Here is a 15,624-nt window from a genome sequence, read left to right as displayed (position 1 = left end):
GTCTTCAGGCGACGGCTCAGGCGACGGCGGACGGGCCGAGGATCATCTTGAGGTCGGCCCGCAGCGCCGGGGTCGGCGCGACCCGTACCCCACCGAGGCGCATCACCGTGGTACGGCTGCCGTTCTGCAGGTGGACGTGCACCTCGGTGTCCCCGGGGTGACTGATCAGGATCTCTTTCAGCTCGTCCACGAGCGGCGGCGTGCACCGGGTGATCGGCATGGTCAGGGTGACCGGCTTGCTGTCCGGGTTGCTGGTGATGTCCGGGATGGACATGTCCATCGCCATGATCCGCGGGGTGTCGTCGCGCCGGTCCACCCGGCCCTTCACCACCACGATCGCGTCCTCGGCGATGTACTGCCCGACCAGCTCGTACGTGTTCGGGAAGAAGAGCGCCTCGACGCCGCCGGCCAGGTCCTCCAGGGTGGCCGAGGCCCACGCCCGGCCCTGCTTGGTGATCCGGCGCTGCACGCCGGTGAGGATGCCGGCGAGCGTGACGACCTGGCCGTCCGGGACCGAGCCCTCCTCGTTGAGCGCCGCGATGCTGGTGTCCGCCGCGTTCTGCAGCAGCACCTCCAGGCCGGCGAGCGGGTGGTCGGAGACGTAGAGGCCGAGCATCTCGCGCTCGAACGCCAGCTTGTCCCGCTTGTCCCACTCGGAGTCGCCGATCACCGGCATCGCCACCGTCGACGAGACCCCGCTGTCGGTGTCGCCGAACGCGCCGAACAGGTCGAACTGGCCGGCCGCCTCGTTGCGCTTGACGTCCGCGTACGCGTCGATGGCCTCGGCATGCACGGCGAGCAGACCCTTGCGGCTGTGCCCCATCGAGTCGAACGCGCCCGCCTTGATCAAGGACTCGATGGTCCGCTTGTTGCACGCGACGGCATCGACCTTGGACAGGAAGTCGTAGAAGTCGGCGTAGTCGCCCTTCTCCTTGCGGCAGCGGGCGATCGCCTCCACCACGTTGCCGCCGACGTTGCGGACCGCGCCGAGACCGAACCGGATGTCGGTGCCGACCGGCGTGAACGGCCCGGCGGACTGGTTCACGTCCGGCGGCAGCACCTGGATGCCCATCCGCCGGCACTCGGCCAGGTAGACCGCCATCTTGTCCTTGTCGTCGCCGACACTGGTCAGCAGACCGGCCATGTACTCGGCCGGGTAGTGCGCCTTCAGGTACGCCGTCCAGTAGGAGACCAGTCCGTACGCCGCGGAGTGCGCCTTGTTGAACGCGTAGCCGGCGAACGGCACCAGGACGTCCCAGACCGCCTGGATCGCCTCGTCGGAGTACCCGTGCTCGCGGCAGCCGTCGCGGAACGGGACGAACTCCTTGTCGAGGATCTCCTTCTTCTTCTTACCCATCGCGCGGCGGAGCAGGTCGGCCTGGCCGAGGGTGTAACCGGCGAGGATCTGCGCGGCGCGCTGCACCTGCTCCTGGTAGACGATCAGGCCGTAGGTCGGCTCCAGGATCTCCCGCAGCGGCTCCTCCAGCTCCGGGTGGATCGGGGTGATCTCCTGGAGCTTGTTCTTGCGCAGCGCGTAGTTGGTGTGCGAGTCGACACCCATCGGACCCGGCCGGTACAGCGCCAGGACCGCGGAGATGTCCTCGAAGTTGTCCGGCTTCATCAGCCGCAGCAGCGAGCGCATCGGGCCGCCGTCGAGCTGGAAGACGCCGAGCGTGTCGCCGCGGGCCAGCAGGTCGTACGCCGCCTTGTCGTCCAGTGGCAGGGCCAGCAGGTCGAGGCCGTTGCCGTGATTGAGCTCGATGTTCTTCACGGCGTCGTCGAGGATGGTCAGGTTCCGCAGGCCCAGGAAGTCCATCTTCAGCAGGCCGAGCGTCTCGCAGGTCGGGTAGTCGAACTGCGTGATGATCACGCCGTCGCTGGCCCGGCGCATGAGCGGGATGTGGTCGATGATCGGCTCGGCCGACATGATCACGCCGGCGGCGTGCACACCGGTCTGCCGGATCAGTCCCTCGATGCCGCGGGCGGTGTCGATGACCTTCTTGACGTCCGGGTCGGTCTCGTAGAGGCCGCGGATCTCACCGGCTTCGTTGTACCGCTTGTCGTCCTTGTTGAAGATGCCGCCGAGCGTGATGCCCTTGCCCATGACGTCCGGCGGCATCGCCTTGGTGATCTTGTCGCCGACCGCGAACGGGTACCCCAGGACCCGAGCCGAGTCCTTGATCGCAGCCTTCGCCTTGATCGTTCCGAACGTGGCGATCTGGGCGACCTTGTCGTCACCCCACTTCTCCGTGACGTACCGGATGACCTCACCGCGCCGGCGCTCGTCGAAGTCGATGTCGACATCGGGCATCGAGACACGCTCGGGGTTGAGGAACCGCTCGAAGATCAGGCCGTGCGGCAGCGGGTCGAGGTCGGTGATGCCCATCGCGTACGCGACGAGCGAGCCGGCCGCCGAGCCACGGCCCGGTCCCACCGCGATGCCGTTGTTCTTCGCCCACTGGATGAAGTCCGCGACCACCAGGAAGTACGCCGGGAAGCCCATCTGGATGATGACGCCGAGCTCGTACTCCGCCTGCTTGACATGGGTGTCCGGGATGCCGTCCGGGAAGCGCCGGCGCAGGCCCTCGAAGGCCGTGTGCCGGAAGTACTCCTCCTCGGTGAATCCGTCCGGGATGGGGAACCGGGGCATCAGGTTCTTGAACGTGAACATCCCGTCGGTGTCCACCTTCTCGGCCACCAGCAGCGTGTTGCGGCAGCCCTCCTGCCACGCCTCGGAGGAGTCCACCGCGCGCATCTGGTCGGCCGACTTCACGAAGTAGCCGTTGCCGTCGAAGCGGAACCGGTTCGGGTCGGCGATGTTGCTGCCGGTCTGCACGCAGAGCAGCACGTCGTGCGCCTCGGACTGGGACTCGTAGACGTAGTGCGAGTCGTTTGTCACCAGCGGCTTGATGCCGAGCTTCCTGCCGATCTCCAGCAGGCCGTCCCGGACGCGCTTCTCGATCGACAGACCGTGGTCCATGATCTCCAGGAAGTAGTTGTCCTTCCCGAGCGCCTCCTGGTACATCGCCGCGGACTTGAGCGCCTCGTCGAACTGGCCCAGCCGCAGGCGGGTCTGCACCGCGCCGGACGGGCAGCCGGTGGTGCCCATGATCCCTTCGGCGTGCTCCGCGATGATGTCGAAGTCCATCCGCGGGTACTTGCCGAGCTGGCCCTCGATGGATCCCCGCGAGTTGAGCCGGAACAGGTTCTTCAGGCCCACCGCGTTCCGCGCCCACATGGTCATGTGCGTGTACGCACCGTTACCGGAGATGTCGTCGCTCTTTTGCTCCGGACGACCCCATTTGATCCGGCTCTTGGTGAGCCGGGACTCCGGAGCGACATACGCCTCGACACCGATCACCGGGATCAGATCGGCGGATTTCGCCTGCTTGTAGAAGTCATAGGCGCCATGCATGTTGCCGTGGTCGGTGATCGCCGCCGCCGGCATGCCGAGCCGTTTCGCCTCCGCCAGCAGGTCCTTGATCCGGGCGGCCCCGTCGAGCATCGAATACTCAGTGTGAACATGAAGATGCACGAACGAGTCGGACACCCGGACCCCCCTGTAAGTCGACCGCCGGAGAATATTACTCGGCGAACGGCTCCAGCATCGTCGCCGCGGCACGAAGCCATGCCTGTCGGGTGTCGGCTTGCAGATCCCCGTACTCGATCGAGGAGCCGACCTCCAGCGCCGGGTCGTAGGGCACGACCGCGACCGCACGGGTCCGCGTGGCGAAATGCTTCTTGAAGTCCTCGAGCAGCGGCAGGTGACCCGGCGACGGGCAGGAGATCAACGTCACGGCGTTGGCCACCATGTCGCCCATCCCGCTCTCCTCGAGCACGTCCAGCATCCAGTCGGCGGTGAACGCCGCGTCCTCCCGGGGCACCGTGGTGATCACCAGCTGGTCAGCGGTGCGCATCACCGTCTGCCAGTTCACGCTTTCCACGTTGTTGCCGGTGTCGACGCAGATCACATCATGGGTACGCCGGAGCAGGTCCATCACCCGGCGGACGGTCGCCTGGTCCAGCCGCTGGGCGAACCGCGGGTTCTCCTCACCGGCCAGCACGTCGTAGGAGCCGTCCGAGGCGTGCCGCAGGTAGGCGTCGAGCTCCTGCAGCAGCGCGTCCCCGTGCAGGTTCTCGATCCGCATCAGGTCCGCGAGCAGGTGCTTTATCGTCCGGGCGTGCCGGGCGCTGCCGGCTCGCAGGCCGAGCGTGCCACGCAGCTCGTTGTCGTCCCAGGCCAGCACGCCCCGGCCGCGCACGCTGCCGATGGTGGCCGCGGCGAGCACCGTCGCGGTGGTCTTGTGGACGCCGCCCTTCGGGTTCGCGAACGCCAGCACCCGCGGCTTGCCGAGCTTGCGCCGCAGCACCGCCGCGGCCCGGTCCGAGCCGTCGTCGCTGCGCGTCTGCCGCCACTCGATCCGGGCGGCCGCGGGGGCCGCGGGGGAGATCGGTGCCGGCGCGGCCGCGGGAATGCGGGGCGCGGCCTGCGGGGGCACCACCGGGCCCTGTGCGGCCGGATTGCGCGGGTACGCGGGAGCGGGCGGCGCCGGCGGATAGGCGCCCGGCTGCGCGGGCGAGGGCTGCACCGGAGCCGGCGGCGTCGGCGCGTACGCCGTGCTCGAATACCCGTTCGCGGCGGGCGGCGGGTAACCGTTGGTCTGCGGCTGCGGCTGCGGCTGCGGCTGCGGCTGCGGCTGCGGCTGCGGCTGATAGCCGGTCGCGGGTGCGGCGTAACCACCGGCCGGATAGTCGCGGGCCGGCGTCGCATACCCCGGACCGGCCGCGCCGTAATCCCGGGACGGCGGCGGCTGAGCCGGTGGCTGGGCCGGCGGCGGCGGTGTGGCACGCCCGCCCGGCTCGAAGAAGCTGCTCGGCTGCTCCTGATCGCGACGGGCCTGCCAGCGCGGGTCCAGCGGGTTGATCGGCCGCTGCGGCACCGATCGCGGTTCCGGGCGCGGCTCGGCCGGCGGCTCGGGAACACGGCGGTCGAGGCCGGGCTGCCGCTCGGCACGCGGGTCGAGCGGGTTGAACGGCCGCCGCTCCACTCCGGACGCGGCCCGCCCCGGCGGCTGCTGCCCCCACGGCGACGGCTGCGCCGGCTGTTCCTGCTGCGGAGTCTCCTCCGGCTCGTCACTGCGGCTGCCATGCCGAGCCCGGTCGAGCAGCGCCCGCCAGCGCGGGGCTGGTTCCGCAGGCCGGCCCCAGCCGGTCTCGGTCCCGTCCACGGCTCGTCCTCTCTGCGCCTACCCGATGGTCAATCCTCGGCGATGGTCCACGGCGAAGTTCTCACCCGATGGGCGATGTTCCCGCCCGACTGACAGGCTACGGACGAGAACCCTATTCGGGCCACCGGCCGACTGCCCATCTCGTGGTCAATCTTGATCACATAGCGGCACGCTGGTCGTGCACGTGCATCCGGCCGAACGTTTCGCGGTCGGAAGACCTAACGTCCGGAGCGGCCGGTGGATGCTCTTTCACGGAGAGCCGGACATGTCACGAACAGGGCTCATGTCCGCCGCCGAGGGTACGGCACGGTCACCCTCGGAGGGGAATACGGACATCAGCGGGGCGGCAGTCGAACTTTCGGGTGAGGCGGATGTCACAGGAGCCACGACCGACGACGCTATCGGCGCGGGTGTGGTCCCGGCAACGGCCGGCGACACGGATGGCACGACCGGGGTCGATGGCTGTGCCGAGGGCACGGTGGACGGCTGCGCCGAGGCGGTTCCCGTCTCCTCGGGCAGGGGCGGGCGGAACTCCGTACGCTCCAGTTCCCGCACCTCCGGCGCCGGGTCGACGGCCCGGACCACCGGGGTTGACGCCAGGCCGCTCAGCACGGCCGGGACGGCCCGCACCACCGCGGCGAAGACGCAGTCACAGCCGGCCCGGTAGGCAGCCGCCTCCTCCGCCGCGGTTCGCGCCGCCGTCCGGTACGCGGCCCGCAGCCGTTCCTCGTTACGCCCGTCACCTGTCAGCGCGCGGCTGAGCTGTTCGTACTCCGCCTGCTCCTGATCACGGGCGACCGCCGCGGCGAGCATCCCGTCGATCACGTCGCCGGGCAGCTGACGCACCGGGATCCGGGTGATCGGGGTGCGGGCGTCGGCGAGCGGCACCCGCGCGTAGACCTGGGCGACCGTCGTTCCGGCCAGCAGCGCGGGCAGCAGGTCCGGTGCGGCGTAGGACCGCAGCGACACCAGCGCCCAGGTCTCCCCCGCCGCCGGCAGAGCCGCCACCTCGTGCTCCGCGGCGTCCAGGTAACCGTCGACCGACTGGCCCTCGACCACACCGACCCGGACCACCTCACCGGAGACCTCGCCGCCGGGCGGCTCACGGTCCGCCAGCAGCAGCGCCGCGATCATGGTCACGATAGCGGCCAGCGCCACACCGGCCATGATCACTGACCGGAGCGAGCCGCTCCCGAACCTGACGAGGAGCGCCCGCAGACGATACGCGGGGCCCACGCTGCACTCCCGATCCTCAGCTGCCGTCCTCCAGGACGTCCAGCGCGTATTTCAGGTCGTCAGGGTAGTCGCTGACGAAACGGACCTCATCGTGCGTACGGGGATGAAGAAATGCCAGCTCGCGGGCGTGCAACCACTGACGGTCCAGTTTCAGCCGGGCCGCCAGGGTGGGATCGGCGCCGTAGGTCATGTCGCCGACGCACGGGTGCCGCAGCGCGGAGAAGTGCACCCGGATCTGATGGGTACGGCCGGTCTCCAGCTTCACGTCGACCAGGCTGGCCGACCGGAACGCCTCGAGCGTGTCGTAGTGGGTGACGCTCGGCTTGCCGCCGGACATCACCGCGAACTTCCAGTCCGAGCTGGGGTGCCTGTCGATCGGGGCGTCGATGGTGCCGCGCAGCGGATCCAGGTGGCCCTGGACCACGGCGTGGTACCGCTTCTCCACCTCGCGCTCCTTGAACGCCCGCTTCAGCGCCGTGTAGGCCAGCTCGGTCTTCGCGACCACCATCAGCCCGGTGGTGCCGACGTCGAGCCGGTGCACCACGCCCTGCCGCTCGGCCGCGCCGGTGGTCGCCACGTTCTGACCCATCGCGGCCAGCCCGCCGATCACGGTCGGGCCGGTCCAGCCCGGGCTCGGGTGCGCCGCGACACCGACCGGCTTGTCCACCACGACGATGTCGTCGTCGCTGTAGATGATTTTCATCCCGTGCACCGGCTCGGCCACCACGGCCGGGGCGGCGGCCGGCGCGGGAAGCGTGACCTCCAGCCAGGAGCCGGCGTTCACCTTCTCGGATTTCGCCCGGGCCACGCCGTCGACAAGCGCGTCACCGGCCTCGACCAGGTCGGCCGCGGCGGTCCGGGACAGCCCGAAGAGTCGGGAGACCGCCTGGTCCAGGCGCATGCCGTGCAGGCCGTCCGGCACCGGCAGAGATCGCTGCCCGCTCATGCCGCCCCCTCCGCTGCGCTCCGGCGCCGACGCCGGCATGAGTTCACGACTGAGCCAGCCGATTCGCTCGCAAGCTCGCTCATGCCGTTTTCTCCTCGGTGCTCTTCTTCTTGACGCTGACCCGGCTGCCGTCCCGCTGCCTGCCGGTCAGCTCCAGCAGCACCGCGAGCACCACACCGACGCTCAGGCAGCTGTCGGCGATGTTGAAGATCGCGAAGTACTGCCCGTTCGGCCCGAACACACTGATCATGTCGACCACGTGACCGTGGAGGAAGCTCGGCGCCCGGAACAGCCGGTCGCCGAGGTTGCCCAGCGCGCCACCCAGCACCAGGCCGAGCGCGATCGCCCAGGGCAGCGAGCGCAGCCGGCTCGCCATCCAGCCGATCCAGCCGACCACGATGAGCGTGATCAGCGGGAAGACCCAGGTGTAGTCACTGCCCAGGCTGAACGCCGCGCCTCCGTTGCGGAACAGCGACAGGTAGACCAGCCCACCGAGGATGCGGACCGGCTCGCCCGGCTCCAGATTCTCGGTGGAGAGGTGCTTGACCCACTGGTCGACCGCGACGGCGATCACAGCGGTCGCGGCCAGCACGGCCACGGCGCGGGGGGCGAACCGCGGTGTCACGGTCGCCGGCTCATCGGCGTTCAGCGTCGTTCCTCCAACTGCTTGCATGAGACACAGAGCGTCGCGGACGGGAACGCCGCCAGCCGCTCGACCGGAATCTGGTTACCGCACCGCTCACACCAACCGTAGTTGCCCGAGCCGAGTCGATCGATGGCGCGTTCCACCTGTGTGATCCGCTCGAGCAGGTTGTTGGCCAGCGTGATCTCCTGCTCCCGCTCGAACGTCTTGGTGCCGGTGTCGGCCTGGTCGTCCCCGGCCGAGTCGGCGAGCCGCTCGCGCTGCAACTCGGTGATCTCGCTGAGCGACTGATCGTACTCGGCCTGCAGCTCGGTGAGCCGCGCGACCAGAGCCTGCCGGATCTCCTCGGTCTCCGCCGCGCTGCGGCTCCGCTCCGCAGCGGACGAACCGGACCGGACTTCGGTTGCCTTGGCCATCGTCGCTCCCTCGGCCGCGCTCGCGCGCGGCGACAGCGGTCTGAAGGATCCGCGGGGTACGCCCCTGCGGTCCCCTGGTCTGTTCCCGTGCTTCCGGGACGGATTCCCCGGCCGTTGATCTTCCCCCACCTGCACAAACGGCGCGGCAAGAAACAGCCGCGCACGCGTGAGGGTGGCAAGGATACGGAAGGTGAGGAGCCCCGACAACCCACCATCTCACCCGCTCGGCGACAAACCAGCTGAAACGAGTCAGGAGGTCGTCGGATAACCGACGATACACCGATGGTGATGCTGCGCTTACTAACGGTTATTGACGGAGTGCGGTGAGACGCTGCTCCCAGTCGCGGGTCGCGGCGGTGACGGTGAACACCTTGTCCCGGCTCGTCGCGCCGATCCGGAGCTCCACCTCCGCGGGGCGCACACCGAGCGCCTCGGCGAGCGCCCGCCGGACGGCCTCGGTGGCCCGGCCGTCGACCGCCGGGGCGCTCACCGCGACGATCAAGGCCGGCCCGTGCGGTCCGTCATACCGCCCGCCGACCCGGTTCCGCCCCGCCCCGGGCCGAACCCGCACCACAACCGAATCCCCCGTGCCCGCCGCCCGGCCGGCAGCGGGGCCACCCGCGGCGCGGGGTTCCGAGCCGTCCCACCGGCCGCCCCGACTCCTCGCAGCCTCCCGGCGACTCACGGCGGGCTCACGGCGGCTCAGTGCCGGGCGACCGCGGCGACCAGCCGGTCCACCGGCCGGCACAGGCCGCACGGGCTGAAGCCGAGCTCGACCGCCTCGTTCGCCGGCAGCGGCTCGGTCAGCCGGCCGACCAGGTGCGGGCAGTCCGCCATGTGGTAGCGCGGACGCCCGTCGACCACCAGCACCTCGGCGTCGAGCCGGGCCACCAGGACCGCGTCGGCCGGCCGCACCGACTGCGGCAGCGGCTCGTCGTCCGGATCGTCGTCATCCGGCTCGCCGAACTCGTCCGCAGCGGCATCCACCGGCGGAACCGCATCCGAACCACGCAGGCCATCCGAACCACGCAGGCCATCCGAACCACGCAGGCCATCCGAACCACGCAGGCCATCCGAACCACGCAGGCCATCCGAACCACGCAGGCCATCCGAACCACGCAGGCCATCCGAGCCGCGCAGGCCATCCGAGGCGCGCGGGTCATCCGAGCGGTGCGTGAGATCCGGCCCGCTCGGGTCATCCGTGCCCCGCGTCACATCCGCGTCCCGCGCGGCGTCGGCGGCCGCTGCGGCCTCAGCCGGGCGCCGCCACGACGGGTCATCGGACTCCGGCGCACGGGAGGCGTCGATCGTGGAGGAGGCGTGGTCGTAGTCCGCGCCGGCCGGCGCGGATCGGAGACCGTCGAATTCAGAGGCCGAGTCGGATTCGGCATAGTCTGCTGCAGGGGACGAAACGCCGCCGCGCTCCGCCGCGAAATGCTCCGCCGCGTCCCGCTCCCCGGCCCACCGGGCCCGGTCAGCATCCGACATATCGGCCAGATCGGGCTCATCATCATCCGAGAGCCGGTCATCCAAGAGCCGGTCATCTGAGGGCCGATCATCCGCCAGCCGGTCATCCCGAGCCCGATCGCCCGGAGCGCGATCATCCGGGTACCGATCACCCGGGTACCGATCGGCTGGCGTAGCGGCGCCGACCTGATCGGCGAAGTCGGATTCGGCTGCGAACGCCGTCCCGGCCGGGGCAGAATTTCCGGCGTAGGGATCCGAGGAGTCCTCACCCCCGGCGTACTGCGCGGACGCGGCGTACTGCGTGGAGTCGGAGTAGGCGGCCGACTCGGAATATTCAGCGGAGTCCGCGTATTGCGGCGTTTCCGGTTCCGGGCGGCGGCTGCGGGGCGGCGCCTCGCGGACCGGCTCCTCCGGGAAGGGCTCTTCCCGGAAAGGATCCTCGGGGAAGGGCTCGCGGGCGGGTTCCCGCTGGGCCGTGCTGCGGCGAGCCGCGGCCTGGCGCGCACCGAGGACCAGTGCGACCGAGACCAGCAGGCTGACCACGATCGCGGCTATCAGAAGGTTGCTCGATCCGTTGATCAGACCGAGCGCGAGAAACACCACCGCGACGGGGATGAGCAGGAGACTAGCAACGATCATGGCTCATCCTCGTCGCGGTACGGTTTCTCGATCGCGGTGCCGGGGGCTGCCGGTCAGCGACCCGATTCGATGGAGTTGGTCCGGCCGCCGTACGACCCGGCGAGGCCCGCAGCGGCGAGGCCGCCGGAACCGCCCACCGCGCGGCTGGCGTCGGCCCTGGTCAGCTCGGCCTCCAGGCCCTGACCACGACCGTCCAGGTCACGCAGCTGGCTCTCCAGGTACGCCTTCAGGCGGGTGCGGTACTCCCGCTCGAACTGCTTCAGCTCCTCGATGTGCTTCTGCAGCGCGGTCCGCTTGGCGTCCAGGCCGCCCATGGCCTCCTGGTGCCGCTGACGCGCGTCGCGCTCGAGGGCGTCGGCCTTGGCCCGGGCCTCACGGGTGACCTCTTCGGCCTTGGAACGGGCGTCGGAGAGGAGTTTGTCGGCCTCGCGGCGGGCGTCCGCCACGTGGTCGTCAGCCGTGCGCTGGGCCATCATGAGCACCCGCAGCGCCTGCTGCTCGCCGTCGGCCGCGCTCTGGCCGGCGCCGGGGCCGGGGCCCTGCGCGCGGACCTGCTCCAGCTCGGCCTGCATCTGACGCGCGGCCTGCTCGGCCGCCGACTTGTCCCGCTGCACCCGGTCGAGCTGGGCTTTCAGGTCGTTGAGCTCGGCCGCGAGGCGGGGGTCGGCACCCGGGACGGCTGGTGCGCCACCCCGGCCGCCGCGCTCCACCTGGGCGCGCAGCTCGTTGTTCTCCTCGATAAGACGGGCGAGTTCGCGCTCCACCTCGTCAAGGAAAGCGTCGACCTCCTCCTCGTCATACCCCCGCTTGCCGATCGGGGGCTTCTTGAAGGCGACGTTATGAACGTCGGCCGGGGTCAGCGGCATCGAAACTCCTCGGGTCAGTCGCGGCCGCGGTTGGGGCTGCTGTCTAGCTGTAACTGATGATCAGTGGACGTAGCACGAACTCCATGAGCACGAACAGGATAACCAGCAGCACGATGGAAGCCAGGTCCAAACTCACGTTACCAATGCGCAGCGGTGGGATCACACGCCTCAACGCCTTAAGGGGCGGATCCGTGACGCTCCACACCGATTCGAGTCCGGCCGAGGCACCCCGGCTGGGCTGCCAGCGCCGTCCGTACTGGAGCACCGCACCCAGCACGAACCTGGCCAGCAGCACCATGTAGAGGAGGTACAGCACGACATAGAGAATCTGGAACACGATCGACAGCACGTTCGGCGGATCCCTCGTTCGGGTCAACTCTGAGTGAAGAAGCCGCCCTCAGCGATTTTGGCCTTGTCCTCCGCGGTGACCTGGACATTCGCCGGTGAGAGCAGGAAAACCCGGTTGGTCACGCGCTCGATCGTACCCCGCAGGCCAAACGCCAGCCCGGCGGCGAAGTCGACGAGCCGGCGGGCGTCGGATTCATCCATCTCGGTGAGATTGATGATTACCGGCACACCGTCGCGGAAATGCTCGCCGATCGTGCGGGCCTCCCGGTACGTGGTGGGGTGCAGCGTGGTGATCTGGTAACGCTGCTCCTCCTCCACCGGACGCGGCTGCACCTGGGGCTGAGCCTGCGGCTGCGGCTTGAGCGCCAGGTTCTCCCGGGTCGAGTAGCTCAGGGCGTTGCTCTGCTCGGGCGCCGGCTGCGGACGGGTGATGGAGCGCACGCTCGCCCGATCGAGGCGCTCGCTCTCCTCCCGGTCCAGGTCGGCGCGGGCCGCGGAGACCCGGTCGAGCCGGCTGCGGTCGGACCGCGCGCGGGGAACGGCGCGCTCGTCCTCGTCGTCGTCCTCGGCGAACTCGTCGGCGTACCGATCGCTGGAGTAGCGCTCCCGGTCCCGCTCGCGTCCGCGGTCACGATCCCGGTCACGGTCGCGGTCACGGTAGGAGCTCTCCCGGTAGCCGCGGTCGTCGTACCCGCGCTCGTCGTCTTCCTCGACGAGGCCGAGCCAGACGCCGGCCTTACGCAACGCGCTCATGCCCCCACCTCCGTGTCCGCTGTGCGGCCCGCGCCCCCTTGGCGTGCCGCGTCCCCCCTTGTGCGAGCCGAACACACGGATCCGATTCGGACCCACGACTCGCCGCGACGCTGCGTCGTCGGACGCGGCGGCCACCGTGGCGGGAATCCGTCGCGCAAAACAACACCTGTGTAGTTTGCTGCCCGGCGCAAGGCTACCGCAGCGAGTTTCGCATCCCGAGTAAAGATGTACCGATCCGTACGTGTGTCGCACCGTGCCGGACGGCCGCCTCGAGATCCCCGCTCATGCCCGCGGAGACCGTCGTGGCGCCCGGATGACGCGCGGTCAAACGCCCCGCCAGCACGGCGAGCCGCTCGAACGCGCGATCCGCCTCCCAGCCCAGCGGCGCCACAGCCATGACGCCGGCCAGCCGGAGACCGTCCGATGAGGTCACCGTGTCGGATACCCGCCAAAGATCATCTTCAACCACACCGCCGCGCGCGGGATCGCCGTCGATGCTGATCTGGATCAACACGTCCAGAGGGGTCTCGCGATCCTCGGCGGCCCGTCCCAACGCGACGGCCAGGCGCTCCGAGTCGACAGATTCGACCACGTCGGCGTACCTGATCACCGATTTTGCCTTGTTGCGCTGCAGCTGGCCGACGAAATGCCAGCGCAGCCGCACGCCCTCGGCGGAGACCGCGGCGGCCTTGGCGGCCGCCTCCTGGTCCTTGTTCTCCCCGACGTCGGTGACGCCGAGCCCGGCGAGCAGCACCACGTCGCTCGCCGGATACGTCTTGGTCACCGCGGTCAGGGTGACGCTGTCCACCGGCCGGCCGGCGGCCTCACAGGCTCGCGCGATCCGGCCCCGTACCTCGACAAGATTGGCGGCGAGCTCGGCCCGCCGCCCTCCATCATGTTCCATCAGCAGTGCTCAGGAGCCGTTCTTCAGGAAGTCCGGCACGTCCACGTCGTCGAAGAGCACCCGGCGCGGCGGCGGGGTGGTCGCGGCCGGCTGGACCGGCGGCGGGGTCACCGGCGTGCTGGCCGGCGGCGTGGTGGGCTGCGGCACCACCTTGCGCACCGGCTCGGCCGGCTTGTACGACGGCGTTCCCCCGTCGAAGCCCGCGGCGATCACGGTGACCCGCACCTCGTCGCCGAGCGCGTCGTCGATCACGGCGCCGAAGATGATGTTCGCGTCCGGGTGGGCCGCGTCGGTGACCAGCTGCGCCGCGTCGTTGATCTCGAACAGGCCGAGGTCCGAGCCGCCGGCGATGGAGAGCAGCACGCCGCGCGCGCCGTCCATGCTCTGCTCCAGCAGCGGGCTGGAGATGGCCCGCTCGGCCGCCTCGACCGCGCGGTTGTCGCCGCGCGCGCTGCCGATGCCCATGAGCGCGCTGCCGGCGTTGCTCATGACGCTCTTCACGTCCGCGAAGTCCAGGTTGATCAGACCCGGCGTGGTGATCAGGTCGGTGATGCCCTGCACACCGGAGAGCAGCACCTGGTCGGCCTGACGGAACGCGTCCATCATGCTGATCCCGCGGTCGCCGAGCGCGAGCAGCCGGTCGTTCGGGATCACGATCAGCGTGTCGCACTGGTTGCGCAGCTCGTCGATGCCGGCCTCGGCCTGGACCTGACGCCGCTTGCCCTCGAACGAGAACGGGCGGGTCACCACGCCGATCGTCAGCGCGCCGAGCTTGCGGGCGATGTTCGCCACGACGGGAGCGCCACCGGTGCCGGTGCCGCCGCCCTCGCCGCAGGTGACGAAGACCATGTCGGCGCCCTTGAGCACCTCTTCGATCTCGTCCCGGTGGTCCTCGGCGGCGTTCTTGCCGACCTCGGGCTGCGCGCCCGCGCCGAGGCCACGCGTCAGTTCCCGGCCCACGTCGAGCTTCACGTCGGCGTCGCTCATCAGCAGCGCCTGGGCATCGGTGTTGATCGCGATGAACTCGACGCCCTTGAGTCCCACCTCGATCATGCGGTTCACGGCGTTCACGCCGCCGCCGCCGATACCGACGACCTTGATTACCGCCAGGTAGTTGTGTGGAGGTGTCATCGGTCTCCAGCCTTCCCTTCCAGGGTGGACGAATGTCGACGGCGCACTTCGGACATCCGCTGCCGTACAAGGGAGGGCGAGGAAACCCTCACCCTCTACTAGAGGTTCAGAGTTATGTCAACCACTCGAACCTCTCGACGCAACGTAAGCAATACATCTGCTGCGACCAAAGACCCCGGGCGGCGTGTCGCCCGCCGCTTACGTGGCGAGTATCCGACTCACCCGTAACCTTAGTCAGTTCATGACGTTTGCGCCGCTTGTCCGTTTAAAACGATTATTTACCTGATCGTCACGACCGTCGGGGCGCTCACATCGATCTCGTCGCCCTTCTGGCTCAGCAGCTCGGTGGCCACCTTGCTCTTCTCGCCGCTCTTGGTGTCGTCGCCCCAGATGACGACACGACCCTTCCGCAACTCCAACCGGATCTTCACCGGCGAGGGGACGGCCACCGCGACGACTTGTTTGCGAAGTTCGTCACTGAGCGACTCCAGCACCGTCAGCGCCGACTCGGTGTTCTCGTCCAGCGGGCCGGGTTTGGCGAGGCGGGCCAGCGGCAGCCCGGCCGGCTGCTCGGCGACCGCCCGGAACGGCACACCGTCGTCGTCGATCAGGATGAAACCCTGCCGGGCCGGCACCGCCGCGATCGCGGTCCGCTCCACCACCTCGATCACCACGGTCGACGGCCAGCTGCGGCTGACCACCACCCGGTCCACGGCCGGCAGCTCGCGCACCCGGCCGCGCGCGGCCCCCAGGTCGACCCGGGCCAGCGGCTGATCCGCCGGGATCGCGGCAGCCGCGCGCACCTGCTCCTGGCTGAGCAGCTCGGCGCCGACCACCTCGACGGTGCGGACACCCAGCACCGAGGTCCCGTAGACCACCCAGACCAGCAGGCCGGCGACCAGCAGCACCCCGGCGGCGATCAGCCACGGCAGCGCGGCCCGCAGCTTGCGCTGCCGGGCCCGGGCCATGAACCGGCGGGCCGACGGCGGCACGGCGTCCGGGTCGGCCCGGACCAGCCGCCAGTTCCGCGAGCCTGCGCCGGCCATG

At 69.9% G+C, this 15,624-nt stretch carries 14 protein-coding genes; all 14 read right to left on the bottom strand.

Annotated features, from left to right (window positions below; translation table 11 throughout):
- Window positions 1-16: 16 nt before the first annotated feature.
- The gene (dnaE, locus tag AMIS_RS07745; RefSeq protein WP_014441655.1) at window positions 17-3,550 is read right to left on the bottom strand and encodes a DNA polymerase III subunit alpha; all 3,534 of its coding nucleotides are present in this window, start codon (window positions 3,548-3,550) and stop codon (window positions 17-19) included.
- A gap of 34 nt (window positions 3,551-3,584) precedes the next feature.
- Window positions 3,585-5,228, bottom strand: coding sequence for a MinD/ParA family ATP-binding protein (locus AMIS_RS07740; RefSeq protein WP_014441654.1), 1,644 nt, complete (start codon window positions 5,226-5,228; stop codon window positions 3,585-3,587).
- Between the two features lie 249 nt (window positions 5,229-5,477).
- Window positions 5,478-6,395: a hypothetical protein gene (locus AMIS_RS07735; protein WP_231859381.1), complete on the bottom strand. Its 918-nt coding sequence runs from the start codon at window positions 6,393-6,395 to the stop codon at window positions 5,478-5,480.
- An 85-nt stretch (window positions 6,396-6,480) separates the two neighbouring features.
- Complete coding sequence (locus AMIS_RS07730; RefSeq protein ID WP_041830602.1) at window positions 6,481-7,410, bottom strand: RluA family pseudouridine synthase; 930 nt, start codon at window positions 7,408-7,410, stop codon at window positions 6,481-6,483.
- A 79-nt stretch (window positions 7,411-7,489) separates the two neighbouring features.
- Window positions 7,490-8,083 (bottom strand): signal peptidase II, encoded by a 594-nt coding sequence (gene lspA, locus AMIS_RS07725; protein WP_083888584.1) that lies wholly within the window; start codon window positions 8,081-8,083, stop codon window positions 7,490-7,492.
- On the bottom strand, window positions 8,056-8,469 hold the full coding sequence (locus tag AMIS_RS07720; RefSeq protein ID WP_014441650.1) for a TraR/DksA family transcriptional regulator: 414 nt from the start codon (window positions 8,467-8,469) through the stop codon (window positions 8,056-8,058). The genes lspA and AMIS_RS07720 overlap by 28 nt, the downstream gene beginning before the upstream one ends.
- A 307-nt stretch (window positions 8,470-8,776) precedes the next feature.
- A complete protein-coding gene (locus tag AMIS_RS07715; RefSeq protein WP_014441649.1) occupies window positions 8,777-9,043 on the bottom strand; it encodes a DUF167 domain-containing protein in 267 nt (88 codons plus the stop codon).
- A gap of 128 nt (window positions 9,044-9,171) precedes the next feature.
- Window positions 9,172-10,575, bottom strand: a complete 1,404-nt coding sequence (locus AMIS_RS44940) for a collagen-like protein (protein ID WP_014441648.1) — start codon at window positions 10,573-10,575, stop codon at window positions 9,172-9,174.
- A gap of 53 nt (window positions 10,576-10,628) precedes the next feature.
- Complete coding sequence (locus AMIS_RS07705) at window positions 10,629-11,441, bottom strand: DivIVA domain-containing protein (RefSeq protein WP_014441647.1); 813 nt, start codon at window positions 11,439-11,441, stop codon at window positions 10,629-10,631.
- Window positions 11,442-11,484: 43 nt separating this feature from the next.
- Complete coding sequence (locus AMIS_RS07700) at window positions 11,485-11,790, bottom strand: YggT family protein (protein ID WP_014441646.1); 306 nt, start codon at window positions 11,788-11,790, stop codon at window positions 11,485-11,487.
- A 23-nt stretch (window positions 11,791-11,813) separates the two neighbouring features.
- Entirely contained in the window at window positions 11,814-12,542 is a 729-nt protein-coding gene (locus AMIS_RS07695; protein WP_014441645.1) for a cell division protein SepF, read from the bottom strand.
- Window positions 12,543-12,735: 193 nt separating this feature from the next.
- Window positions 12,736-13,446, bottom strand: a complete 711-nt coding sequence (locus AMIS_RS07690; RefSeq protein WP_014441644.1) for a YggS family pyridoxal phosphate-dependent enzyme — start codon at window positions 13,444-13,446, stop codon at window positions 12,736-12,738.
- A gap of 9 nt (window positions 13,447-13,455) precedes the next feature.
- A complete protein-coding gene (gene ftsZ, locus AMIS_RS07685) occupies window positions 13,456-14,577 on the bottom strand; it encodes a cell division protein FtsZ (protein WP_014441643.1) in 1,122 nt (373 codons plus the stop codon).
- A 278-nt stretch (window positions 14,578-14,855) separates the two neighbouring features.
- Entirely contained in the window at window positions 14,856-15,623 is a 768-nt protein-coding gene (locus tag AMIS_RS07680) for a cell division protein FtsQ/DivIB (RefSeq protein ID WP_014441642.1), read from the bottom strand.
- Window position 15,624: the final 1 nt, after the last annotated feature.

Source organism: Actinoplanes missouriensis 431, assembly GCF_000284295.1.
GTDB classification, from domain to species: Bacteria; Actinomycetota; Actinomycetes; order Mycobacteriales; family Micromonosporaceae; genus Actinoplanes; species Actinoplanes missouriensis.
This window is presented reverse-complemented; position numbering and strand designations above follow the sequence as displayed.